Here is a 25,979-nt window from a genome sequence, read left to right on the forward strand (position 1 = left end):
CTTTTAAACGAGACTATTGGTATCCCACTCTTACCACACCACAAGTTCCATATGTGTAAATATAAGTGGTTTTTTCTTTGGTCATTTGTCTAATCGTCTAAAATAGCCATATGGAGATCCCATACGACTTACCTGATTATTGAACTTAGGCAAGATGTTACCAGCAGCGCCATCCCCTTATCTCACACTCCCAACTCCCTCATCAATCGAAGGATCGTCTTCGGATCGTGGCGGATCCCCTTTCTCATCAAGTCATCGGTTACCCGGCGATACGCATAGCGTCCCTTATACAAGTGGGCGACCTGGAGGATTTCCTTTTTCACTTCGGCATATTTATCCGGCCGGTTCAAGCGCTTTTCCCAGTAGTAGTAGGTGCTACGGGGGATGTCAGCGGCTTTGACGAGTGCCAGTACATCGTATTGGTCTTTCAGCTCATAAATGACTTGGGCCTTGGTTTTGTTCGGGTAGTTCTCCTGCCTGCCTGCAAGAGTGTACAGCTGCTTTTGGTAGGCTTCTTTAATAAGGGAAAGCGTTTCTTCTTCTGAGCGTTTGGATGATGGGGTACTATGTGTATGCATCTTCTGGCGACTCCTTCATTTTCATTCGAGGAAGTAGTGTTCCCCTTTAATCTGATGGTTCACAAGCTATATTCAGTCTTATATCGGCATCTTTTGGTATACGATTAGGATGAATTTTCATTAGACGGGGAATCGTTAGCCCCACGAAACCGGCAGTAAATCCCTGCGGAGCCTTGATGGGTGTCTGGGGTACTTCCCGTTAGCAGTCCTGGAGAGGCAGAATTGCTTTTCGGTGGGAACGAGAGCTTTGACTTCGCCGGCCCGCTTCGGAAACCGCTTCTCTACTTCTCCCCACCCGAAGATTACCCGATCGGCTTCTTCAATGGAACGGATGATGTAGGAGTCATTTTCACCCTGCCTGGATTCCTGTGACTCTATTAAAGCCGATAGACCCGTTGTGATTTGCGAGAATAAATTGACGACGTCCAGTGACCCATACCCCCAGTTCCTCGCATAATTGACACATCTTCTCAAAGTCAAATCAGCCTGCACTTCATCCCCAATGGAGGGATTGCATAAGATAAACGTCACCTTTCCCCTACCCTCATCCCATGTACAATTCAGGACGAAGCGGTTCAGACGCTTCTCATCCATTTCCACTGTCGCCTTCTCGTCGTCCTTCCAAGCATACATTCCCATAAGAACCTCTCCTCTTCCTGCGGTATTTATACCCATATTATAGTATAATATTACCATAAATTAATCTTTTTTCCTATAAATAGAAGAATAAGTATGATTCATACTCGCACTTATCCTCACAGAAAGACGAGACCTCATTGTTGAATTATGGAACATCAGTTATAATGATGTCAGATTATGAAAGCGCTCTATTTAGTTAGGTTTTAAAAGTAACATTACATAGATCACGGTCATTTTTTATATAGCTGGGGGTACTTCGGATGGGATTTGAAATCACGGTCATTATACCGACCTATAACGTAGCAAAATATATTGGGGAAGCGCTTGATTCTGTGGTGAATCAAACATTTAAGGGGAATGTTGAGATTCTGCTTATCGACGACTGCTCCACAGACGAGACGCCTTCTATTCTTGAAGACTATAAAAACGATCACCCTGACCGGGCCATTACCGTCCTCCATCAGGAGACGAATGCACGTCAGGGGACGGCCAGGAACCGGGGGCTCGGGATCGCTCAGGGGAAGTATGTGTTCTTCCTGGACGGTGATGATACGATCGATCCCAACACCTTCGAGAAAATGATCGAGAAGGCGGAAGGATCACAGTGCGACTTCGTCATGTGTGACTGGGTGTATGCCTATGAAGATCGTAAACTGATGTATGTGAACTACGACCGGTTCCTCACCAACGAATATCTGGAAGGGGAGTATTGCGAGCGACTCCTTGAAGCCGCCACCTACTTCACCGTCAACAAGCTGTATAACCGGGACTTCCTCCTGAAGCACGGCATCACCTACGGGGAAGGCTATATCTATGAGGACTATGAGTTCTATGTAGAGGTCGCCCAGAGAGCGGAGAAGATCGGCATTGTCTCCAATCCGTTCTATCATGTGCGTGTCAATGAAGACTCGACGACCAAGAAGGACCGGAAGACCACGATCCATATCGACTCACTAGTGAAGGCTGTGGAAGCAACCATCACGAAGTTCGATCCAAGGTGGGAGCAATCGTATTACCATCTCTATAAGTATATCGTCAAAAAAACGATGAATTACATACGCGAACGGGCACCAATGGGACAGAAGCGCAAAACCATCAAGAAAGTGCTCACCATCCTGAACCGAAAACGTACAGATTACTATGTCCCGCGGGATGTCGTCCCACTCTTCTACTTCTACTTCAGGAGAAAATACGTCCAAAACAGTAAGATCAACCAGCTCATCCTCATCGATGACCTGCACCATAAGGGTCAGCTGACACCGCTCTTCCGGAAGGCGATGAAAGCCAAGGAAACTGAAAAATAAGACGCTCTCCAAACTGAATCAAAAGCGGCTAATCGCCAAGAAAAACAACGAACTGCAGCGGTACGAGGAGCTATCCATCAAGGAGAACGTCATCCTCTTCCTAGGCTTTGACTACCGGTACATCGGCAACTCGAAGTACTTCTTTGATTACATGATGAATCGTACAGACAACACGCACGAGCTCTACTTCGTCACCACCAGCAACGAGGTCCCGTCGAAATACCGGGTCACCCCAAGAAGCCTGAAGTTCTATAAGATCCTGAACCAGGCCAAATTTGTCATCGGAGAGAGCTGGATCCCCCTCGATTTCAAAAAGAAAGACGGACAGGAGTGGATACAGCTGTGGCACGGCACACCGTTCAAAAAGCTGTTCTTTGACAGCCACGAGCCGTTCATCACCACCTTCAACAAGAACCACAAACGGGATAAGCAGCGGGACATCTCCAGATGGGACTACCTCCTTGCCGACTCACCCAAAGCAAAAGAAAAATTCACCACGGCGTTCGCCTACCCAGAGGACCGGATCCTGAACATTGGATACCCTAGGGTCCAATGGCTGAAGGACAACCGGAACAATCAGAAGTTGATCAAGGAACTCAAACAGTCCATGGACATACCTGAACACAAAAAAGTCATCCTTTACGTCCCCACCTGGAGGGATTACAACTACAAAAAATCGGTATTGGATCTAGACTATACCCTGGACATCAGCCGGATGCAGCAGCTCTTGGGTGAGGACTATGTCTTCATCAACAAGGACCACAGCATGGGGCGCAACCAGCTCAAAAACCCGAACGTCATCACACCACCCAACACGCTGGAGGTCCAAAATCTGATTCTCTTGGCGGACGTCATCATCAGCGACTACTCCTCCATCGTCTTTGACGGATTGGCGATTGATAAGCCCTTCTACCTTTTCATCAATGACTTTGAAAAGTACGAAAAGGCGCGCGGGGTCTATGATGATATGGCCAGGGACCTGGGAGATTTCTTCGTCCATACGGAAGAAGAGCTTGCTGAGAAAATAGTGAAAGAAGATGTATGGCTGGATCACCTAATGAGGCTTAAGAGGGACTATGCTACTGGGGATGACCTGAATTCGAATGAATTGTTGCTAGAGAAATTAACCCGTACAAATCTGGTCAATTTTTAAAATATAAAACGGCTTGCACATTTAAAGGAGCAAGCCGTTTTTATCGTCTATTTAAAGGTTCTCATATTCTATAAGCTTTCCTTCAAGCAATTCCATATACTCTTTCAACTTCAACCAGCTGGCCTTTCATACTTCCCGACTTCCTTCATCCACTTCAAATTCACCCAGCCATCCCACCACTGTTTCCCCTCTGGTGACATATAAGGATAAACATACAGCTCAATGAGCAAACAGAAATCATAATCCTGAATGATTCCATAGACGGGAATCTTATATGTCCTCCCCTCAAATGTCTTAATCACAATCCGCTCCACAAGGGTAAGGCGATTTTGAAGAAGCTTTACTTCTTTAATGGACGTGAAGGGAACCCGACCTTTTTTCGTTTTGAAAGATCCATCCCTTCCTTTTTTCAGGGTCACGAGTGTCCTCCCTGGAATGAGACCGGGTAGGAAACAAAAGAACAGGTACAGGAAAATGGGGAATAGCGAAAAGCCCCCGTATAGATACCACAGGGAGTACAGCGAGTCGAATTTCAACCCTTCCTTTAAGCAGATGATTGTTCCGACCAGGCCTCCAACGATGAACATTTGCAGGATGACATAGTAGAATTTGCTTCCTTTAATTTGGACCTGTTGTCCTTGATGGCGCTCGTTTAGCACGATTCCTCTTCTCCCTTCAACAATCAATCATAAGCCATACACATTCATTACTTGGTGGAGCTAGGAGTTTAATACATTACAAACATATCCACTCCTTAAGAACATTCATTTCCTGCGTTTGTTCCGCCATCTCACTATTAAAAACACACCAATTGCCAATAATACCCCAAGCATATCTACGGACAATACATCAATAATATGACCGAATCGTCCTGGAATGAATGTCTGATGAAATTCATCAAGGCCGGCATAGCCAACTGATAGAATAAAGCTGAACAATGTAATCCATCGCAATGAAGAGATGAATCTGCTTAAAACAATCAGCCACACCATGGTGAGTACGAAATATCCAATGATATGACCTGATTTCCGAAGGATAAACTCTATAAAATCATATGGATCTGCTGTCGAGACAACATTGCCATCATAAGTGAACTCAAACGAAGAGGACCCTCCCAATTCGACATTCTCTTTAAGAAAAGGTTTTATATCCTGCTCCTCATAGGGCATATTTGAAAAGATGAATATGATTGCCATTAAGGCAACCGGAAAGATGAAGAGCCATTTACTCTTTTTCAAAACTGATCGACTACTTTCTATAAGACTTTTTATACACGAAAAAGCCCCTGCCAATCAGGCAGAGGCTATTAACCAGTTACATGAATACTTTAATGAAGTCTCTCATAAGTTTCACCCATCCAAAAAACGAAATCCAAAGTGGAATACTTAGCAATGTACCCCAGTACATACCTTTGATCAAGTTCCCTTCGTTTCTCATCTTGCAACACTCCCTACAAGTCATGACGTGGAGTTGCTGGATCAAAGTATAGTGCATCCATAACGAAAATACTGTCGCAATTCAACAGCGTTTTCCTTATTTTTGCCGACACTATTTGTCATTATACTTTTATAAATTCCCGGAGTGAGTGATGTGTAAACTTAGGTAAATGAGCAGCAAGTCAAGGGGCAATCACGTTAAATTATATTGCTTGTTAAAATAATTCTGATACTCTCCATTAATTATATTTGTCCACCATTCTTCGTTACTCAAATACCACTCAATAGTTTGGGAAATACCACTATTAAACGAATACTCTGGCACCCAACCTAACTTTTCCAACTTAGTAGGATCTATCGCATATCTCTTATCGTGACCTAAACGATCTTCTACATACTCAATTAAATCTGTAGATTTTCCTAATGCGTTAATAATAGTTTTGACAACTTCTAAATTTGTTTTCTCATTATGGCCACCAACATTATATACTTCTCCATCATTACCTTTATGCATTACTAGATCAATAGCTTTACAATGATCTAAAACATGAAGCCAATCTCTAATATTCTGGCCATTCCCATAAACAGGAACTCGCTGGTCGTTAAGAGCTCTAGAAATAGTTAATGGAATTAGCTTTTCCGGAAAATGGTACGGTCCATAATTATTAGAACATCTAGTTATGTTTACTGGTAAACCAAATGTTTCATGGTATGCCCTTACTAACAAATCTGATGAAGCTTTACTTGCACTATAAGGGCTATTGGGTTGCAACGGTGTATCTTCTGTAAAGAATGTAGTAGGATCAAAATCTAATTCTCCATAAACTTCATCTGTTGAAATATGTACAAACTTCTTCACGCCAACCGCTTTTGCAGCATCCAATAATACTTGTGTTCCTAAAACATTTGTCTTAATGAAAATCTCTGGTTCTGAAATGGACCTATCCACATGACTCTCAGCAGCAAAATGAACTACGTACTCAAATTCCTTCTCCTTAAAGAGGTTATAGATTGTTTCTCTATCTGCTATATCTGCTTTGACAAAGTAATAGTTATCTTTATCTTCTATAGATATATGTTTTGAAAGATCCCCAGCATAAGTAAGGAAATCTAAGTTATAAACCTCATACTCAGGATATTTACTAACCATATGTTGAACAAAGTTCCCTCCAATAAATCCTGCCCCACCTGTAACTAATACCTTTGTTTTGTCCATTACTTCACCTCATTATTTAATTCAATCAAATACCGTTCAAGAGCATCCTGCCAAGTTGGTAATAATGAAAAGCCTTGATCACTTAATTTTTGTTTAGAAAGTCTAGAATTTTTTGGTCTCTCAGCTTTTGTTGGAAATTGACTGGAGGAAATAGGATTGACCTTGGTTTGAATACTTGAGCGCTTAAATATTTCTTGCGCAAACTCAGACCAATTGCAATAACCTTCATTGGATACATGATAAATACCGTATTTATTTGTCTGTAGCATTCTAATAATAAGGGTAGCCAAATCTTTTGTATATGTAGGGGAGCCATATTGGTCACTTACAACATTTAATAGATCTCTAGTTTCCGAAAGCCGTAGCATGGTCTTAATGAAATTGTTACCATTAATTCCAAATACCCATGAGATCCGTAAAATGAAATATTCATCCAAATTTGACTGAACAACTTTTTCTCCTTCTAATTTGGTAAGCCCATAGTACCCCGAAGGATTGGGAAACATCTCTTCAGTATAGGGCTCCTGGCCTTTACCATCAAAAACATAATCAGTACTAATATAGATAAATTTTGAATTATTTCTTTTAGCCACAGTAGCTAAATATTCTGTCCCCGTTACATTTACTTTCCAACAAGTATCTCTATCTTCTTCTGCATTATCAACGGCTGTATAAGCAGCGCAATGTACGATCACATCAGGTTGAATCTTGTTTACATACCTGATAACCTCTTGTTCATTAGTTAAGTCAAATTCACTACGCGAAGCACCTATGACTTCATACCCATGCTCAGTGGCTTCTGAGACAACATCATATCCTAACTGACCGGTGGTTCCAGTAACTAAGATTTTCATGCCTTCGAACTCCAAATAAAATTATGCTCAGCCTCGCACAAGGATGGAGCATCCTCATCTTTTTTTGATAAAATAGGGTGACCAGAAGTTGGCCATTTAATCCCAATGGACTCATCATTCCACGCAATACCTCTATCATGTTGTGGAGAGTATACCTCATCAACCTTATACTGAACTTCCACATTCTCTGATAGCGTTAAAAAGCCATGAGCGAACCCTTTTGGGACCAATAGTTGTTTTTTATTTTCTTCATTTAACTCAATGCCGTACCACTTTCCATAAGTTAGACTTCCTTTTCTGATATCAACAGCTACATCAAAAATGGCCCCTCTGGTACATCGAACTAGTTTAGTTTGTGCTTTAGGTTCTAATTGATAATGAAGTCCTCTAAGCGTTCCCTTAGTTGCGGAAAAGGATTGATTATCTTGAACAAATGTTTGAACGATTCCTGCTTCTGCTAATTTACCTTCATTGTAGGTTTCTGAGAACCATCCTCTATGGTCACCAAACACTTGTGGTTCAATTACATATACACCTTCTAAAAAAGTTTCTACTACTTTCAACTTTATCATCCTTTCACTTAATAACGAATTTCACCATTTGCAACTTTTAATAGGTATTGGCCATACCCTGTCTTACTGAGTTTCTTTCCACAATTTAAAAGATCGCTCTTGTCAATCCACCCATTAATGTAAGCAATCTCTTCCAATGCTGCAATCTTAATTCCTTGGTGTTCTTCCACAGTCTTAACAAAATTCGTAGCATCAACTAAACTTTGATGAGTACCTGTATCTAACCAAGTATAACCCCTACCTAATAACTCAACGTTAAGTTCCTCCAATTGCAGATAGGCTTCATTGATTGAAGTAATTTCAAGTTCACCACGTTCCGACGGTTTGACATTTTTTGCAATATCTACTACTCGATGATCATAAAAATAAAGCCCTGTTACCGCATAATTAGACTTTGGCAACCTAGGCTTTTCTTCTATACTCAATACCTTCTCACTATCATCAAACTCGACAACCCCAAATCGTTCTGGATCATTTACATGATATCCAAATACCGTCGCGCCTTTATCTTTATTTGCTGCTTTCTGAAGTATCTTTCTTAACCCGCTACCATAATAAATATTATCACCAAGTACCATACAAACTGAGCTATTCCCAATAAACTCTTCTCCTATTATAAAAGCCTGTGCTAATCCTTCTGGTTTTGGTTGAACTCTGTAAGAAAGAGAGATACCAAATTGAGACCCATCCCCTAATAGGTTTTCAAATCTCGGAGTATCCTCTGGTGTAGAAATAATAAGTATATCTTTAATACCTGCCAACATTAATGTTGATAGAGGATAGTAAATCATAGGTTTATCATAAATAGGCAGTAATTGTTTACTTGTGACCATTGTGAGAGGAAAAAGCCTTGTTCCACTTCCTCCAGCTAGAATTATCCCTTTCATAATTGTTCCTCCCTAGTTTTTTCATTATTTTTATTTAAAGAAAAGACAATGTAAACATAAATAACCCAATATATTGAGTTGGGTTCTAAGAAATTAGACTCTGAAATATTAAGAGTACAAAAATATATTAAATAGCCTAAGATAAATAAATCAATCCTATTATTTTGATACCTAAGGTTTTTAATGACCCTATTAAAAGAAGAATATAATTGAAATAAGAAAAGTACAAATCCTATAACACCAATCTGAAGCAAGATATCTAAATACCCGTTATGAGCATGGGAAAATTCATAATTAAAGATTTCATAAATAGTTCTTGAATTAATACCGTCATAACCTAGCCAGAACGATTGATACCCATATCCAAAAAACGGTTTTTCAGATATAAAATCAAAAATATATCCCCAAAGAACGGTTCTACCTGTTAGCGTTGGGTCTCGTCCAAGAATAAGCATAATATGCTCGAAATTTGAATATAGTATTGCTCCTGATACTCCCATTATTAAGATCAAAAAAGCAGTTAGACTAAGAACCAAATGTATATTATATTTCACCAACTTACTTAAAGCGATAAATAAAAATACAACAAGTAAAATAACCAAAGAGGATATTGAGGATGAGAACACAATTAAACCTGTAAATAGTATAATTGTAGTCAAGATTATTATTTTGTGACTTTTGATTTCAAGAAAATATATACTTGCAGTAAGTATGGCTAACGCCATAATTCTGCCTAATATATTCTTATGTGTAAAAACACCTTTCCAGTCTCCCGTTAAATACTCAATATCGTGGTGAATCCCAAAAGACGGCAACATTATTGAAGTAAAATAACTACTTACACTTATAATAATAAATGCTATCAATAATATTCTGAGAAATTCTTTCTTATTAAAGAAATACGAAAGAAATATTCCAAAAATAGTTGACCCTATAAAACTTAATAAACTTCTAAACGATGAGCCTATATAGTCTGCCCAAAAAACCGAAAAAATAATAAATAACATGAAGGTCCAAAAGTGAAAATTCCCTTTATAATTTATCCCATTTAATTTAACTTTCAGTAGAATGAAAATCGTTGAAATAAAATATATTAAGAAGAATATTGCTTGCATAAATGAAGAGGGAAATAATTCAAATCCCCCTTCTCCAATAATAAATAGCGGATAAATAGCCCAACAATATATTATTAAACTTGCTATGGCGAAGTATGATATAAGCCAATTTTTTATTACCCCAGACAATTTTCCTCACCTTACTTTATTGGGATTTTGTAAAAATAATTCTTCATATTCATTGACTATTTTATCCCAAGTATAAGCTTTCCTAATTCTACAAATAGCCTTCTCGTGAATAGATTCTCGTTCAGTTTCACTAAGATTTTCAGCTGATTCTATACTCTTGGATAAATCACCTCTCAGCTTAGAAAAATATAATGCACCTTTCTCTGCAACCTCAGAGTTGAAGTTTACGTTTAACAATAGATTTAATTGAGTTGTGGATAGACTTTCTAACAAAGATGGATTTGTACCGCCTACTTCATGGCCATGAATATAAGCAAAAGCCCCAAATCTCACTAGAGTTAGAAGAGATTGGTCATATATAGTTCCAACAAATCTAATCCTCTTATCCGTTTCAAATGAAGTTTCATTAGCTAATTCATTATAATACTTCATATTATTCTCATTATTTGTAACGATCACAAGACTTTTTGATGTTTTTGATTCCATGAATTCTTGAATCATCAATTTATAATTATTTTCTGGCACAAACCGTCCAACTATTAAGTAGTAATCTTTCTCAATAAGAGACTTTTCAGTTAGCCAATTCGAATACAACATCTCTTGTTTCTCCAAATTATCCCGATTTATTGTATTAGCTCCATAAGAGATATAGGTTGTGTTAGGGGTGTATTTTTTATAAGACTCCTCAATATATCGTCGTATTTCTTTAGAATCACAAATTATTAATTCGCTATTCTTAACCATTAGTTTTTCAGATACTCGCCAATATTTTCTTATTGCCCAATTCCATTTAGATCTCTTCCATTCTAGTCCATCGGGATTCAAATAAACACTAACCCCTAGTTTCCTAAGTTTATTTTTAAACATACCTAAGAAAGGACCTATTCGACTTGCTAAAATATATATAGTGGAACCTTTTAGGTTTTCTTTTTGTATAAAATTCAGAATATACATTAAGCTCTTCAAATCGTATAATACAGCTGTCGCTCCACCGATATTAGGGACATTAATATTTATACATGTAGCGTTCGAATATTTGAACATAGAATTTTCGTTAGATAAACAAGTTACAAAATAATTAATACGACTTGATTTTCTCTTTTGAACAAGGTTATCTACAAAAGTCTCAAACCCTCCGTACTTTGCAGGTATTCCCTTTGATCCAATGATAAATACATTTTTATTATTCAATTGTATTTTCCCCTCTAGTTCCTTTGTTTTCATTTGACAATTTAAAGAACAACTCAAACTTTTCAAACCAGTCATGTTTCTTAGCGGTTAATTTTCTTTTATCTATTAATTTCTCACTGGAATTAACTTCAAGTATTGAATTACATGCATCTACAAATTCACTTTCAAGTGCATAGCGATATATATTTTCTTCATTGTATTTAGTAGTTCCAGGAATTCCACATCCAATTGCTTGAACTCCACACGCTAAGTATTCGAAAAGCTTCAATGGACTAACTGCCATATTATATTCAATACTTGTATAAGGTAATAAGCCTATTTGAAACTCTTTTATATATTCTGGAACTTTTGTTGGCTGAAGAGGTCCGAGGTAATATACATTGCCCATTGTTAATAATTCATCTAAATCATCTGGTCTTGTCTTAGGGATTGGACCAGCCAAGACAATGCTTCCACTTTCAATATTTTTTGCTAAGTCAATTAGTAATCTAAAATTAATTTTATGTTTTAAACCACCAACGAAACCTATTCGAGGCTTTGGTATATTCTCAAATTCCTTTAAAGTCTCACTAGAAACTATTGTATTTTCAAATAATTCATACTCTACTCCATTCTCTATAACAATTGCATTGACGCGAGCTAGATTATAGACATGCTCAGCTAAATATTCTGAGGTAGTAATGACACGATCAGAATTAGTTATTATTTCTAACTCGCTGCTCATAATTGTTTTACTTCTATATGTTTCAAGAAACTTAATACTCCGTAATCTGCTGAGGTATGGCCTTGCCCACAAATCACTACAATCATAAATAACACTATCCCAGTCATACAATTCTATAAGTTTTGCATACGCAGGATGGGTAAACCAAAGCTTCTTTTTATGAATACTGTGACGTAAGATGTTATTAATTTTATTTTTGTCATTATTAAATATAAAACTTTGATTTTTAATGAAACCTTTTAAATCCAGAAAGCTAATTAGGTGGACTTTAATTCCATTAATTTTAATATAATTTTTGTTTTCTTTTTTATATTTTTGCAATTGATTTTTATTATGAACGGATATTGGATAAATCCAATATATACAATTTGTATCTGATCTATTTGTCAGGTATTCAACTAACCTGTGCCTTCTAAATTTGAGTCCATCCTCTTCCCATGAAGAAGGAGCAACAATAAAATGATCATACATCTCCATAATATCCACTATCCTTTTATAGATATCTAACTAACTCGTAAATTCTAGAAGTTAAGGTAATTGCATCTTCCGTGTTCTTATCTAAACTTTTAGTTTTTGTATTGTAGTGCAGACTCATTTGTTTATCTATATAACTTTGTACGTTAATTTCTCTATTGAGCTTATTTTTAAATACCTTATATATAAACGGGATTTCAAATCCATATGGATTGTATGGGTAACCATATCTGTTAACAGTTATGACTTCTTTCATCGGTAAATTTGAAATATCCATATGATGATTGTTCTTCAATAACTCTTTCGAAATATCATTAGAAAATGCATATTCTAGCAATGATTTGAATTTTTCAGAATTAAAAAATTCATGATTGAACCCATTAGAATAGATCAATGCTAGAGCATATACATTGAAAGTATGATAACCAATTTCTTTGTACCTTAAAGAAGCTACTAATTTATTTTTAGTAATATTGGTTTTTAAATATTTTAACTTCCTTAAAGTCATTTGAACTTGATATTTTGGCTTACCAGTACTAGAAACATCATGTTTAATAAGTCCATTTCTATATAAGTTTAAATTCAAATCTAATTTATTGAAGAAAATATCTAATTTTTCTTTTAGATTTTCATCATTTGAATACCTATATAATATTGCTCCAGAGGCAGCAAACCATAATTGATGGTTAATAGTCATATCGTAATCATAAATACTTCCATCCACATTCACTGTTTTCCAAAGACCTAATTTCTCATCAAAGGGATGTAAGTGATATACTTCCAAAGCAATATCTAAGTAAATTTTGTTATTTGTTAAGCTAAATATTTCACACAATGCTTCTATTGCCCACGCTTGACCTATAACCCCATTTGAAAAGTCTTTCTTTTTATTTGTTCGAGCATAGAAAGTATTCTTCATTGGGCGGGAAGTACTAGAAGTTAAGTAGTCTCCTGCAAGGGTAACGGCTTCTAGGTATTCGTCTTTTTCGGTCGATCTGTAGAGATAAGAAAATATTATTAACCAATGGGCAGTATTACGAACTGGAGTTTCATAATCTACGTATGGCCCGTTATGTCCACCCCTTATAAAACCGTTTTTTTTCAATTGGTTATAATAAGGTTGTGCAATTTCTTCTATAATTTTTATCATATTTTACCTCTTTCAAAGAATTTAGGCAGCTTTTCTTCTGGTGATCTCCAACTTAATCTCATTGAATAGCTTCCTATTAAATAAATAATTCACGCTAAGATATGCAACGAAATATACACCAGTATACAGAAGCATGTAAGGGACTGAATAAATATCGATAAGAAAATATCCCGTTATTGTTAAAGCTATTGTAAATACAAATGGTAGGATTATTTGATCATAGTATTCTTTCCACCGAAGTGTACTGACTCTATTCACAAGATTTTGTAACACTACAGATTTAATTAGTACTGATATTACAAATGTACACGCTACAATTTCCAAAGATTGAAATGAAGCTATTGTAATTAAGAGAATTCTGAGAGGAGTTATAGCAAGATCTACATAAAATACCCAATTGGGCTTATTGAAAGAATATAAAGCACTGGACGCAAATCCAGCAGATAATATATCTACAACACCTTTAAGTGAAAGAATTTGCATGATTAGTATTGCTTGATCCCACTCTGATCCGAATATCACATCAACTATTCCTGGTAGAAGTAAAAAGAGGAGTGAAAAAACAGGAAAGCCTACAAAGGATATAATTTTTGTTAAACTTAAATAGACTTTTTTGAACTCAACCGAATTAGTATCTTCTTTTAGTATACTGCTATAAATTGGGTAAGTTACCTTTGAAACAGTAGAAGTTATGACCATTATTATTTTCTCAAGAAGTTGTTTAGCAAAGTGATATATCCCTAAAACTTCCATGCCCATTAATTTACCAATAATGATTTCATCAAAATCTTTACCTATAATATTCAAGATGTTTTTTCCAGTAACAAAGATTCCAAATGAGTAATAACTTTTTAATTCAGTCAATTTAAATCTAAAAGATGGTATCCATAATTTGTTTTTCGCAAAGAATATAAATACTATAAAAGTATAAATAATTACACCTAAAAGTTGGCCATATACAAAACTAGAAGCACCGAAATCCAATATTGCAAGTGTAATCATAGTTATATTTGTAATAACAATTCTGCATATATTAAAAATTGTAATAGATTTAAATTTCATTAACTTTTCTAAATATGCTACAAAAACCATGGTTACAGGTTCAAATAAAAAAATAAAGGATGCTACTTTAATAAGTCCTACTAAAGTGGAATCATTATAAAAACCTGCAATTAAATTTGATGAAAGAAAAATAAATATACAAATAATTGAACCTAAACAAATATGGATCCAAAATAGACTATCTAATTCTATCTTTTTGACTTTTTCTTTTTGTATAATTGCTTGTGCAATGCCGAATTGCCCAAATGTATTAGCTAAAGTTACGATTATAGTCAATATTGACTTTTGTCCAAACTGTTCTTGTGATAAATACAAGCCTAGAATTAGTATACTAAGAGGGTTTATTATAATATTTAACAAAGAGTAAATACTTACCCACTTAAATCCGTTAATTGTTGAAGATTTCACGTTACTCAAATTTCTCAGTCCTTGTCTTAAGGATTCTTGCAGGTACACCGGCGATTATAGAATTCTTCGGGAAAGATTTATTTACCACCGATCCCGCTGCTATTACACAGCCTTCGCCGATCGTAACTCCATCTAAAAATATTACTCCAGCCCCTACCCAACAATTGTTATTTATATTTATTCCTTTTCTTGATACACCTTGATCTTTAATCGGAATATTAATATCTTCAAAATTATGGTTTTCTGAATGTATGTTAACTCGAGGACCCATTATTACATTTTCTCCAATGTTAACTCCACCTTGACACCCTACAAATGACATTGCACCTATTGCAGATCCTTTACCAATAACAAGCCCTTCTCCAATTTCTGTTATTACACCAGTTCCTTGGATAATTGTATCTTTACAGATTGTTACATTATCACTAATCACCATTTTTTTTATAGAGATTGCATTTATAGTGACATTATCTTCTATTGTTACTCCTTGCCCAATTAACAAATTTGATTTATTTATTATTTTCACTCTTTTTCCCAGGAAAGATATTCTGAATCCGAATTTCAGGAAGAATCTCAAGAGAGAAAATATCCTTGTTAGAAAAATATCTAATAATCCATTAAATCCTATACCTTTGTCTATTTTATATGGACGTCCTTTTAATATAGTAACTGCACTCTCAACTATTTTAATCAACATTATTACCATATCCTTCAATTGGTGCTTTCAGTGTATATAGAAGGTGACTTACTTTATATTCCCATAGTTCTGTTTCAGGAATTTTAAAGTTGAAACTTATATCAGGATTATCAACAAAATATTTTATTCCTTCTGCAAATTCATCGATAGTGTTTGCTTTAATAATTTGATTTGAGTCGTATTTTTCACTTCCCTTTATGGGAGTAGTTACTACTGGCTTATTAGCTGATAAATATTCTAATAGTTTTAATGGACTTTGGGACTTAGTTAAGTCGTTGTTTAAATGGGGTACAATACACACTTGAGCTGCATTGATTATTTTGGGTAACTGTGAATAATGTATATCCCCAAGCCAAGTCATATTTACTGATTTTTTTAATATTTTTTTGAAATCTGATACCCCAATTAATGGACCACAAAAAACAAAATTATATGCTGGGTATTTGCCTACCAATTCTTCTACTAATCTAAAATCAATTCTCTTATGAATTTTTCCCGTATAGAGGATAATTGGTCCGGTTAAATCTTCGTTTAAGGATATTGTTTTATTTTCATTACCATCTTCTGAGATGTTAATGAAATTTGGATCAATACCATTTGTTATTTCAGTAATATTTCTTTTAACTATGGATTTAAGAGAATCCGAAGTCCCTATAAGAGAATCTGCTATTTTAGCATAAGCATCATAACCTTGGATTATACTTTTTAAATATTTTCCAGATGCAATTTTTGTTTGATCATCCACTAAATCAAAAACTAATTTACTTTTTACGAATTTTTTCTTTAATTCTTTGATTAAATCATAATTATTCACTACATTAGAATAAATTAGTGGAGAACTACTAATTTTCAGAATACAAATAGACTTTTCTACAATTTCTAAATACTCACTAGAATTGTAAGCTTTTGTCCACCAATCTTTTCTATACAAAATAGGAGACATTATTTCAAACGGAAAATAATCCAAACAATAAACCTTTTCTGATAGTTTAGTGATTGCGAATTTTTTTTCCTCATAAACCGCTTCACTAATATTAATTTTTTTACTAGTTTTCTTAAGAAGTATTTCGTAATTTGAGACTGGTCTATTAAGAACCAATATTCTTCCTATATCCTCCCTCTTGCTTAATTCTTTAAATATATGGGAGTCCCGCGTTCTAAATCCTTCTTTAACCCATTTTTTATAATCATGGAATGGAAAAAATAGAAGATCATTCATTTGATTACTCATTCCTTATGTTTAGTATGCATCTTTTGAATTAAACATTAATAAAATTGTCTTAAAAATAATAATTAAATCAAATAAGATATTCCTTTTCGCTATATATTTCAAATCAAGTTCGACCATTTGCTTAAACCCTATGTTACTCCTGCCGCTAACTTGCCATAAACCAGTACAACCTGGAACTACCAACAATCTTTGCAAATCATATTTAGAGTACTGTTCAACTTCTCTTTCAAGTGGCGGACGAGGACCAACAAGACTCATATTTCCTTTTAAAACATTAAAAAGCTGTGGGAGTTCATCTAAGCTTGTCTTCCTAATAAATCTTCCTACTCTAGTAATGCGGGGGTCGTTTTTCATTTTAAACATAGCACCTGATACTTCATTATGCTCCAGTAATTCTTGCAACCTTTCTTCTGCGTTAGATACCATGGAGCGGAACTTCAACATTCTGAATACCACTCCATCTTTGCCTATCCGCTTTTGAGAAAAGAACACGGGTCCCCTGGGATCTTCAATCTTGATAAAAATAGCGATTACTAAGAATACGCTACTGAGAAGAATAATGCCGGATAAAGCACCTATTATATCTAGTGTTCTTTTCTGTATTGAATAGAATCTTTTATTTTTAAATTCCATTGTTTGCTCTGATGAAGTAAGGATCACTTCTTCCTCAGCTAGGTTAGCCATCCACCTTCCCTACCTTTACTTAGTTTGTAGTTTTTTATTTTCTTCAACAATCCTGCTCATATAGTCCAAGATTGAATCACGAATTTCTTCATGTTGAAGAGCAAAATCAATGGTGGTTTTAACAAATCCCACTTTTTCTCCTACATCGTATCGATTTCCTTCAAAATCATAAGCATAGACAGATTGAGATTCATTTAATCGTTGGATCGCATCCGTTAACTGAATTTCTCCCCCTGCACCTTTCTCTTGATCTTCAAGTAGGTCAAAGATTTCTGGTGTTAATAGGTATCTACCCATAATTGCTAGATTTGAAGGTGCTGTACCTGCAGCTGGCTTTTCTACAAACGTTTTCACTTGATAGCGTCTGCCCTCAGATGCTGAAGGGTCAATAATCCCATAGCGATGTGTTTGGTTGTGTTCAACAGTCTGTACTCCAATTACTGATGATCCAGTTTCTTCGTATTGGTTAATTAGTTGCTTTACACAAGGAGTATCACTTACAACGATGTCATCACCAAGTAGAACAGCAAACGGCTCATCGCCAATGAAACTACGTGCACACCATACTGCGTGTCCCAAACCTTTTGGTTCTTTCTGTCTGATATAGTGTATATTCACAAGATTACTCGAATGCCTAACTTTTTCTAAAAGGTCAAACTTCCCTTTTTCTTCAAGGTTCCTTTCGAGCTCAGGTGCAAGATCAAAATGATCTTCAATTGCACGCTTTCCTTTACCGGTAACAATAATAATTTCCTCAATACCAGATGCAATTGCTTCTTCTACAATGTATTCAATAGTTGGCTTATCAACAATTGGTAGCATTTCCTTCGGCATAGCTTTTGTTGCTGGTAAAAATCTCGTTCCTAATCCTGCAGCTGGAATAATGGCCTTTCTGACTTTCTTCATTATAAAGTCTCCCCTTCTAATTCAGATATTTGCTTTTTCTCTTCTATTAACGGTTGGTCTCCCCATTGAATAATACTCAATATCATATTTTTCCATTTCTTTGGTATCAAAACAATTTCGCCCATCGAAGATCACAGACTCTTTCATATTTGCTACGATTTCATTAGGCTGTAAGTCTTTGAATTCGGACCATTCAGTCAAAATTAAGGTTGCATCCGCATTCATTAGTGCTTCTTGACTTGATGCTTCATACAGAACTTCTCTATTTAATATCTTTTTCGCCTGTTCCATGGCTACTGGATCATACGCCACGACCTCAGCACCTTGTTCAATAAGGTAGTTAGTAATTGGAATTGATGCTGCTTCCCTCATATCATCTGTTTCAGGCTTAAAGGCAAGCCCTAAAATGGCAAATCTCTTACCTTCAAGACTACCAAATCGATCGTGAAGCTTTTCAATCAAGATTTTTTGTTGCTTTTTATTTACTTCAATTACACCTTTTAACAATTCAAAATCATATTCTACATTGCCGGCAATTTGCACCAATGCTTTTGTATCCTTAGGGAAACAAGATCCTCCATAACCAATCCCCGCATTCAGGAAGCGGGAACCGATCCTCTGATCCATTCCCATGCCAATTGCTACATCTTCAACATTCGCATCTACTCGTTCGCAAATATTAGAGATTTCATTAATAAAACTGATTTTGGTTGCTAAAAATGCGTTAGCCGCATACTTAATCATCTCCGCACTTCGTATATCGGTCTTGAACACCGGAATACCATATGGCTTATTGATCTCTTCTATAACTGCTCCGGCCTTTTCATTATCCGATCCAACGACAATTCGATCCCCATAAAATGAATCGTTAATGGCTGCACCTTCCCGAAGGAATTCAGGGTTGGATACAATATCAACTTTAACTTGTTTTACCAAGTGCTCCTCAATCACATTCTTAATCCAATGATTTGTACCCACAGGTACCGTGCTTTTCGTGACCACAATGACATCTTTCTCTATATGAGTGGCAATATCAATGGCGACTTGCTCTACGAAAGCCAAATTGGCGGATCCATCCTCTTTTTCAGGAGTCCCAACGGCAATATAGATGACATCGGCTGAAAGGAAAGCTTTAGCATGATTAGTAGTAAAGCTAAGACGGTTTCTTTGTATATTTTTTTTCATCAAGTCATCCAAGCCAGGCTCAAATATAGGAGAAATTCCACTCCTCATTTTTTTAACTTTTTCTTGATCAATATCCACACAAGTGACTATATGACCTATTTCAGCTAGACATGTACCTGTCACCAGCCCCACATAACCTGTGCCTACTACTGCAATCTCCATTTTCTTCACCTTATCTTTCCTTCAATCTTTTTGACAAATTAAATACCTAAGGGAAATGTATAGGTATTCCTATATCCTTTCCTTAGGCATTCAAGAGACAATTATATTAATAGAACTAAAAACAGTTATATAGTACCACCGCAACTATTTTACATAGTTACGTAATTACTGTAGAATTTAATAAATAGGCATCTAACCCATCCTCACACCACCCCATTGACGACAGGCGTCTAAGGCAAGGAGTCTCCTCCCGCCCACAGGGTGACCGAGTGCCTCCGATTATAATGGATAGGAGACATTCCCAAAATTCTACTGTTGTCTACAAATCATGACTCATTTATACTCCCAACGACAATAGTACCTTAGGACCTTACCAAATATTCATATGAGTTAAAAGATTCCGAGGAATTTTTTCTTTTTGATCCGTTCGGGAATCTCTCTATATATGTTCTTACCATCAATAAGAAGTTCGGCATTCTCTGTAAAGTAGTAGATCATGTCGATGCCGTATTGTTTCTCGATGGTATCCATGGCTTCTGCCATCTTAAAGGTGCGGTTCTTAACGTTGTGGGCATCAGACGCGACGAAGTGCGTCAGGTTTGCTTCAATCATCTGCTGGGAGAACTTCTGGATGTTTTTTCCGAAATACCCAGTGAGGGACGCTGCGGTCACCTGCGTGGTCGCCCCATTCTTTACGAGCGTATACAGCTTGTCCGGTCTTTCCATCAGTTCGGCATTGCGCTCAGGATGTACGATCACTGGCGTCAGCCCTTCATTCTGCAGATCATAGAACAACCTTTCCGCATACCCTGGGACAGAGCTTGAAGGGAATTCCACAAAGAGATAGTGGGATACTTGGTTAAGTGTCAACAGCTCACCCTTCTGGTAATCCTCCACCATTTCACCATAGATCCTGGTTTCCTGTCCTGGAAGCACCTTCAGGGCGATCCGCTCTTCATTAAAAGTCTTATTCAATTCATCTACCCGATGCAGTATGTCGGTTCGTACATTCTGATATTTGCCGTTTCGATGATGCGGTGTCGCAAGGATCGTATGGATCCCTTCCGATACCGCCTTTTTGGCCAGGACAATGCTATCCGTATAGCTCTGCGCTCCGTCATCGATCCCCGGTAGGATATGACTATGGATATCGATCATGTAAGACCCCTCCCCCTACGGGTATTATCAAACCTCGTACCATTGTACTACATGTGCAGAAATTGTAAATAGGTGAAATTTGTCGAAACCTAGTTATTTTTTACCGTAGTAGTAATAATAGCTTGTATCTTTGATTTCACGGTTGTTTAAGATGACACCGAGTAGCTTCCCATTCGTTGTATCAAGAAGTTCTTTGGCCTTCTTGGCGCTGTCTATTTCCGTTGTTCCTGAGCTCAAGACAAGGACCGTGCCATCACACTGATTAGCGAGCACCTGGGCATCCGTAACGGCTAAAAGAGGCGGCGTGTCGAATACCACTAAGTCATAATCCTCATACATGTCGTTCAACAATTCATCCATTGATCTCGAGCTTAAGAGTTCCGCAGGGTTTGGCGGGACCGGTCCACATGTCAGAAGGTCCAGATTCTTGATATCAGTCTGATGAACCACTTCACGGAGCATTTTCTGGCGTGAAAGCGCAGAGGTTAGACCGAATGTATTATTCACATTGAATGTGTAGTGGGACGTAGGTTTTCTCATATCTCCATCGACCAGAAGGACATTTTTCCCTTCCTGGGCGAATACGACCGCCAGATTGGCTGCTGTCGTGGACTTCCCTTCTCCAGGACCTGAAGATGTGACCACGATGGAGCGGATCTGTTGATCGATGGATGAGAAGTTGATGCTCGTCCGGATGGTTTTGTACTGCTCTGATATAGGGGATTGCGGATTGTCATGGGTGACAAGCTTACGCCTTGTGGACATCATGAGCTGCTTTAGCTTTTTGCTCTTCTTATTACCCAATGCGCTCACCTCTTTCTTCGATGGTTCTTGATTTCTTCTCTGCTTTTGTTTCTCCGATTTTGGCAATGGAGCCGAGCACTGGAATCCCTAGGATTTTCTCTACGTCCTGCTCGGTCTTGATGGTGTTATCCAGGAATTCAAGTAGGAACGAGATTCCCACACCGATCATGAGACCGACAACCATTGCGATGGCAATATTCAGAAGCGGTTTTGGCTTCACAGGAGACTGCTTTTCCTCCACTTCCGCTTTCGTCAAGATTGTTACGTTATCCACATTCATGATGTCAGGAATGTCTTTTTGGAAGACTTCTGCGGTTTTATTGGCGATTTCAGCCGCTTTCGCCGGGTCGGTATCCTGAACGGCCAGACTGACTACCTGGGAATCATTTTGATTCGACACGGTCATCTTTGATTGGATATCGCTTGTCTTCATATCAAGATCCTTTGAGACTTTGTCCAGGATGACAGGACTCGTGATGATTTCTTTATAAGTATTGATGAGCTGTAGGTTGGTTTGGATTTGTCCGGGATTGTTGTAGGCGGATTGATCGGATTTAGACTGATTGACAAGCAGCTGGGTCGAAGATTGATAAACCGGGGTTAAAAGAAAAAAACTTACCCCTCCACTGACTAAGATGGCTGTAAGGGTAATGAGGATGATCAGACTCATTCTCTTCCTGAGGGTTTGCATTAACTCGCGTAAACTGATGGTTTCTTCCATGAAGTGCCTCCTGTAACTCTTGAAAAAATATGTAAGATTCTTTCAGATTTAGTTGTATTTCCGTGAAATTCTTGTCATAATTTTAAATAAATTGTAATATTGTTGCCATTACTATCTATTAAACTACAGATTTTTCTATTTGAAAAGGTTATTTTCAATTTTAGTACATATTTCTTGGCGGGACATTTATAGGGGGTATTTAGGATGAAGCATTTTTTATTGGTGGTCCTTGCGCTGGCATGTGGCGCCGTGTTGATCATGGGGAATCTTTATTGGCAGGATCGTACAGGACGAACGACAGAAGACCCTAAGGTCGAATCGAAACCTGTGTCGGCGGGGGCATCGAAAGATGAAGAAGTAAAAGAAGAGAAAAAGGAAGAAAAAGACCTGACGGCCAACTGGCCGGAGGAAGCAAGAGAGTTATATAAGAAGCGGGTAGAAGACGAAGAGGCCTTTAAGATCACCATTATCGGGTCACTCGCTCTAGGAGCCAGCGAAGGAGGATGGGCGCCTCAATTGAAGGAAGCCCTGCTTTCAGCCTACGGTGATTCCATAGAAGTAAAGATCGACGAATGGGACACTACTTCAGTTGAATTCGTGAACAGTTCCGACGTGGAAGATGCGTTGGAGGGATCTCCGGATCTTGTCCTTTGGGAGCCGTTTACGTTAGTCGATAATTCAAACGGCGTCGGACCGGTTCAGAATCATGACAGCATCCTCATATTTGATCGGAAGCTCCACGAAGTGAATGAAGAGGCCACTCTGATCCTTCAGCCCCCTCACCCAATTGAAGATGCAACCTACTATCCATTGAATGTGGATGAACTCAAGACGTTCGCCAAGGAGGAAGGATTCACCTACCTTGATCATTGGAGCGAATGGCCGGATGATGGCAGCTTGGCAGACTACTTGATTAATAGTCAAGATACCCCAAATGCCAAGGGCTATACCTTGTGGAAGGATTATCTGCAAGAGTACTTCATTGAGGACTAGCCTTAAGGCTGGTCTTTTTTTGCATATATAATAGAAGAAAGTAGTAAGCGTTTTCAACATATAAAAGTCTTGTCCTAAATGCTAACTAAAATTTAGAATATTTTCTATCCATATCTGACAAAATCTGATATGTTATTAACTAGGTTAAGGAAAAGGTAGGGAAACGTATATGAGATCAGATAAACATAGTGGTAAGAAGAAAAAAAAATGGCCTAAGGTTGTTGGTATCATTTTGCTACTGCTCGTTCTCGGAGGGGGCGTGTATGCCTACACCGTATGGCACTCACTGAATGATGCGGTTGGTGCCATGCATGATCCTGTTAAGAGAGAGAAGTCCGAGAAACGTGCTGAGAAAGTGACATTTAAGGAAAAGGATCCATTTTCAGTACTCCTGCTTGGAACAGACGGTTCCTTCGAACGGAAAGGTGATGTGGGACGCTCTGATTCCATGATTGTCCTGACAGTGAATCCGAACGAAAAATCAGTAAAAATGTTAAGTATACCCCGTGATACCCGTACAGAAATCGTGGACAAAGGAACTGTTGATAAAATTAATCATGCCTATGCTTTCGGATCCGCTAAAGGTGGACCATCTGAAGGTGCTGAATGGGCCATGAATACCGTTGAAAACATGCTTGATATCCCTATTGATTACTATGCAACGATCAATATGGATGGATTTAAGGACATTGTAAATGCAGTAGGCGGTGTGACCGTAAATAATGACTTAGACTTTACTTATGAGGGAATTCATTTCGCTAAAGGCCAGGTGGAGTTGGACGGAAAAAAAGCTCTCGCCTTTTCACGTATGAGATATGAAGATCCTAGAGGGGACTTTGGGCGTCAGCTACGACAAAGAGATATCATCCAGGGAGTTATCCGCGAAGGAGCCAGTCTATCAAGCCTCTGGAACTTTGATGATATTTTCGACGCTCTTGGAAAGAACGTAAAAACCAATCTATCGTTTAAAGAAATGGTGGATATTCAAAAGAATTATAAAGATGCTGCCGGTAAAATTGAGCAAATCGATATCAAAACTGGACAAGGTAGTAAAATTGATGGCGTCTATTACTACATCATTCCAGATGCTGAGCTTGGCGAAATTCAATCTACACTTAAAAAACATCTTCAAATTTAAAAAACCGCTTGGGAATCAAATCCCAAGCGGTTTTCTTATGCTTCTACAGCAACTTCCTTTTTCTTAAGCGTGAAGAATGTGATGGCGAATCCGACACCAAGGGCAAGCAGGATGCCGATGATGGCATACGGGAAGTACGGTCCGATGTAGGCGACGAGGCTTACGATACTGGACAGGATGTATCCGTAGATACGGACGCCCATGATGGCGAAGAATGCCGAACCGGCCATGCTGGCAAGTGTACAGGCGAGGAATGCTTTCTTATAGCGGATAAGGACACCGAATAGGGCTGGCTCCGTGATTCCGAGTAGCGCCGAGATGGCCGCTGATAGAATGATGGATTTTTCTTTCTTTCCTTTTGCCTTGAAGAAGACGGCGAATGTTGCTCCGGCGATGGCCATGTTGGTCATGAAGAACATCGGCATGAGCATGTCGAATCCATTGTCTGCGAAGTTCTGCAGGGCGATTGGCGTCATGGCGTGGTGCATGCCGAAGACGATGGCGATCGGGCGGATGCCGCCGACGACGATTCCGGCTAATACCGGCGATAGTCCGAATAACATTTCAATGAAGGCAGCAAGCAGGCTTCCTACATATGCTCCCAGCGGCCCGGTTGCGATCAGGGCAAACGGGATGGTGATGAACAGGGTGAGCGTCGGGGTGAAGACGGTACGGAGGACGCTCGGCATGAACTTGTCTACGTACTTTTGGATATAGCTCATGGCCCATATGGACAGGATGATCGGAATAACGGTAGCGCTGTAGTTGATGACCGGTACAGGCAGACCGATGAAGGTGAACTGGCTGACTTCTCCGAGCTTGGCTGCTTCAAGCAGGGACGGATACATGAATCCTCCTGCTACGGCAAGGGCCAGGTACTGATTCGTCTTGAAGATGTTCGCGGCCGATGCTGCCAGGAAGAACGGCAGGAAGTAGAACACGGCGCTTGCGACGAGGTCCAGGATGATGACGGCGTCGCTTTCTTTATTGAGGACTTCGAGAGCGATGAGCCCGGCGAGGATCCCCTTGATCATTCCCGCTCCGGCGATGGCCGGTACGATCGGTCCGAAAACGCCGGATACGATGTCGAGGAGTGCCCCGAAGAACCCTTTCTTTTTAGCAGGTGCCGCGCTTTTCACGTCTTTTGTCCCGAGCTCTGTGGTCAGGGCTTCGTGGACCTTCTGGACGTGGGTGCCGACCACGATCTGGTATTGATCGTTTGTGAACTGATCCCCCATGATGCCGTCGAGCTCTTTTACTTTGGCGCGGTCGATGGCGTCAAAGTCGTGGAGGTCGAAGCGCAGCCGGGTCATGCAGTGCCACACCTTCTTAATATTATCTTCTCCGCCGACAGCGGTGATGATCTGTTTGACCAATTGTTGATCTCCCATGTGAACCCCTTCTTTCT

26 protein-coding genes are annotated in these 25,979 nt (G+C 38.4%); 4 read left to right on the top strand and 22 right to left on the bottom strand.

What is annotated here, in order from left to right:
• Window positions 1–182: 182 nt before the first annotated feature.
• Window positions 183–578 carry an IS3 family transposase gene (locus ACNA6I_RS19945; protein ID WP_416314039.1) on the bottom strand — a complete coding sequence of 132 codons (396 nt, stop codon included), beginning with the start codon at window positions 576–578 and terminating at the stop codon, window positions 183–185.
• A gap of 135 nt (window positions 579–713) precedes the next feature.
• Window positions 714–1,217: a DUF1643 domain-containing protein gene (locus ACNA6I_RS19950; RefSeq protein WP_416314040.1), complete on the bottom strand. Its 504-nt coding sequence runs from the start codon at window positions 1,215–1,217 to the stop codon at window positions 714–716.
• Between the two features lie 260 nt (window positions 1,218–1,477).
• Here ACNA6I_RS19950 and ACNA6I_RS19955 point away from each other — a divergent pair, with 260 nt between their 5' ends.
• Together ACNA6I_RS19955 and ACNA6I_RS19960 are read left to right on the top strand one after the other, a co-directional pair.
• Window positions 1,478–2,521: a glycosyltransferase family 2 protein gene (locus ACNA6I_RS19955; RefSeq protein WP_416314041.1), complete on the top strand. Its 1,044-nt coding sequence runs from the start codon at window positions 1,478–1,480 to the stop codon at window positions 2,519–2,521.
• 76 nt (window positions 2,522–2,597) lie between these two features.
• The gene (locus ACNA6I_RS19960) at window positions 2,598–3,674 is read left to right on the top strand and encodes a CDP-glycerol glycerophosphotransferase family protein (RefSeq protein ID WP_416314200.1); all 1,077 of its coding nucleotides are present in this window, start codon (window positions 2,598–2,600) and stop codon (window positions 3,672–3,674) included.
• Between the two features lie 110 nt (window positions 3,675–3,784).
• On the opposite strand, the gene ACNA6I_RS19965 is transcribed toward ACNA6I_RS19960, so the two are convergent.
• From ACNA6I_RS19965 to ACNA6I_RS20055, 19 genes are all read right to left on the bottom strand, one after another.
• A complete protein-coding gene (locus tag ACNA6I_RS19965) occupies window positions 3,785–4,333 on the bottom strand; it encodes a DUF5381 family protein (protein WP_416314042.1) in 549 nt (182 codons plus the stop codon).
• A 105-nt stretch (window positions 4,334–4,438) separates the two neighbouring features.
• Window positions 4,439–4,912, bottom strand: a complete 474-nt coding sequence (locus ACNA6I_RS19970; RefSeq protein ID WP_416314043.1) for a VanZ family protein — start codon at window positions 4,910–4,912, stop codon at window positions 4,439–4,441.
• Window positions 4,913–5,303: 391 nt separating this feature from the next.
• A complete protein-coding gene (gene rfbB, locus ACNA6I_RS19975; RefSeq protein ID WP_416314044.1) occupies window positions 5,304–6,326 on the bottom strand; it encodes a dTDP-glucose 4,6-dehydratase in 1,023 nt (340 codons plus the stop codon).
• Entirely contained in the window at window positions 6,326–7,180 is an 855-nt protein-coding gene (gene rfbD, locus ACNA6I_RS19980) for a dTDP-4-dehydrorhamnose reductase (protein ID WP_416314045.1), read from the bottom strand. Before rfbD ends, rfbB begins: the two co-directional genes overlap by 1 nt.
• Window positions 7,177–7,743 carry a dTDP-4-dehydrorhamnose 3,5-epimerase gene (rfbC, locus tag ACNA6I_RS19985; protein WP_416314046.1) on the bottom strand — a complete coding sequence of 189 codons (567 nt, stop codon included), beginning with the start codon at window positions 7,741–7,743 and terminating at the stop codon, window positions 7,177–7,179. Before rfbC ends, rfbD begins: the two co-directional genes overlap by 4 nt.
• Window positions 7,744–7,760: 17 nt before the next feature.
• A complete protein-coding gene (gene rfbA, locus ACNA6I_RS19990) occupies window positions 7,761–8,639 on the bottom strand; it encodes a glucose-1-phosphate thymidylyltransferase RfbA (RefSeq protein ID WP_416314047.1) in 879 nt (292 codons plus the stop codon).
• Window positions 8,636–9,883: an O-antigen ligase family protein gene (locus ACNA6I_RS19995; protein ID WP_416314048.1), complete on the bottom strand. Its 1,248-nt coding sequence runs from the start codon at window positions 9,881–9,883 to the stop codon at window positions 8,636–8,638. Before ACNA6I_RS19995 ends, rfbA begins: the two co-directional genes overlap by 4 nt.
• A 6-nt stretch (window positions 9,884–9,889) precedes the next feature.
• Window positions 9,890–11,074, bottom strand: coding sequence for a beta 1-4 rhamnosyltransferase Cps2T (gene cps2T / locus ACNA6I_RS20000; RefSeq protein WP_416314049.1), 1,185 nt, complete (start codon window positions 11,072–11,074; stop codon window positions 9,890–9,892).
• Window positions 11,067–12,269 (bottom strand): glycosyltransferase, encoded by a 1,203-nt coding sequence (locus tag ACNA6I_RS20005; RefSeq protein WP_416314050.1) that lies wholly within the window; start codon window positions 12,267–12,269, stop codon window positions 11,067–11,069. The genes cps2T and ACNA6I_RS20005 overlap by 8 nt, the downstream gene beginning before the upstream one ends.
• 22 nt (window positions 12,270–12,291) lie before the next feature.
• Window positions 12,292–13,422 carry a hypothetical protein gene (locus tag ACNA6I_RS20010; protein ID WP_416314051.1) on the bottom strand — a complete coding sequence of 377 codons (1,131 nt, stop codon included), beginning with the start codon at window positions 13,420–13,422 and terminating at the stop codon, window positions 12,292–12,294.
• A gap of 21 nt (window positions 13,423–13,443) precedes the next feature.
• The gene (locus ACNA6I_RS20015) at window positions 13,444–14,892 is read right to left on the bottom strand and encodes a lipopolysaccharide biosynthesis protein (protein WP_416314201.1); all 1,449 of its coding nucleotides are present in this window, start codon (window positions 14,890–14,892) and stop codon (window positions 13,444–13,446) included.
• A 1-nt stretch (window position 14,893) separates the two neighbouring features.
• Window positions 14,894–15,589 (bottom strand): acyltransferase, encoded by a 696-nt coding sequence (locus ACNA6I_RS20020; RefSeq protein ID WP_416314052.1) that lies wholly within the window; start codon window positions 15,587–15,589, stop codon window positions 14,894–14,896.
• A complete protein-coding gene (locus ACNA6I_RS20025) occupies window positions 15,579–16,808 on the bottom strand; it encodes a glycosyltransferase (protein ID WP_416314053.1) in 1,230 nt (409 codons plus the stop codon). The genes ACNA6I_RS20020 and ACNA6I_RS20025 overlap by 11 nt, the downstream gene beginning before the upstream one ends.
• A 21-nt stretch (window positions 16,809–16,829) precedes the next feature.
• Window positions 16,830–17,453 carry a sugar transferase gene (locus tag ACNA6I_RS20030; protein WP_416314202.1) on the bottom strand — a complete coding sequence of 208 codons (624 nt, stop codon included), beginning with the start codon at window positions 17,451–17,453 and terminating at the stop codon, window positions 16,830–16,832.
• A 66-nt stretch (window positions 17,454–17,519) separates the two neighbouring features.
• Entirely contained in the window at window positions 17,520–18,410 is an 891-nt protein-coding gene (gene galU / locus ACNA6I_RS20035) for a UTP--glucose-1-phosphate uridylyltransferase GalU (RefSeq protein ID WP_416314054.1), read from the bottom strand.
• Window positions 18,411–18,431: 21 nt separating this feature from the next.
• Window positions 18,432–19,757: a UDP-glucose dehydrogenase family protein gene (locus tag ACNA6I_RS20040; protein WP_416314055.1), complete on the bottom strand. Its 1,326-nt coding sequence runs from the start codon at window positions 19,755–19,757 to the stop codon at window positions 18,432–18,434.
• 390 nt (window positions 19,758–20,147) lie between these two features.
• Window positions 20,148–20,915, bottom strand: coding sequence for a tyrosine-protein phosphatase (locus ACNA6I_RS20045; protein WP_416314056.1), 768 nt, complete (start codon window positions 20,913–20,915; stop codon window positions 20,148–20,150).
• Between the two features lie 93 nt (window positions 20,916–21,008).
• A complete protein-coding gene (locus tag ACNA6I_RS20050) occupies window positions 21,009–21,719 on the bottom strand; it encodes a CpsD/CapB family tyrosine-protein kinase (protein WP_416314057.1) in 711 nt (236 codons plus the stop codon).
• Entirely contained in the window at window positions 21,712–22,440 is a 729-nt protein-coding gene (locus ACNA6I_RS20055; protein ID WP_416314058.1) for a YveK family protein, read from the bottom strand. Before ACNA6I_RS20055 ends, ACNA6I_RS20050 begins: the two co-directional genes overlap by 8 nt.
• A gap of 204 nt (window positions 22,441–22,644) precedes the next feature.
• On the opposite strand from ACNA6I_RS20055, the gene ACNA6I_RS20060 reads away from it, so the two are divergent.
• Window positions 22,645–23,433: an SGNH/GDSL hydrolase family protein gene (locus ACNA6I_RS20060; RefSeq protein WP_416314059.1), complete on the top strand. Its 789-nt coding sequence runs from the start codon at window positions 22,645–22,647 to the stop codon at window positions 23,431–23,433.
• Window positions 23,434–23,602: 169 nt separating this feature from the next.
• On the top strand, window positions 23,603–24,571 hold the full coding sequence (locus ACNA6I_RS20065) for a LytR family transcriptional regulator (RefSeq protein WP_416314060.1): 969 nt from the start codon (window positions 23,603–23,605) through the stop codon (window positions 24,569–24,571).
• Between the two features lie 35 nt (window positions 24,572–24,606).
• On the opposite strand, the gene ACNA6I_RS20070 is transcribed toward ACNA6I_RS20065, so the two are convergent.
• On the bottom strand, window positions 24,607–25,962 hold the full coding sequence (locus ACNA6I_RS20070) for a PTS transporter subunit EIIC (RefSeq protein WP_416314061.1): 1,356 nt from the start codon (window positions 25,960–25,962) through the stop codon (window positions 24,607–24,609).
• Window positions 25,963–25,979: the final 17 nt, after the last annotated feature.

The organism is Rossellomorea sp. FS2 (assembly GCF_047915635.1).
GTDB classification, from domain to species: Bacteria; Bacillota; Bacilli; order Bacillales; family Bacillaceae_B; genus Rossellomorea; species Rossellomorea marisflavi_A.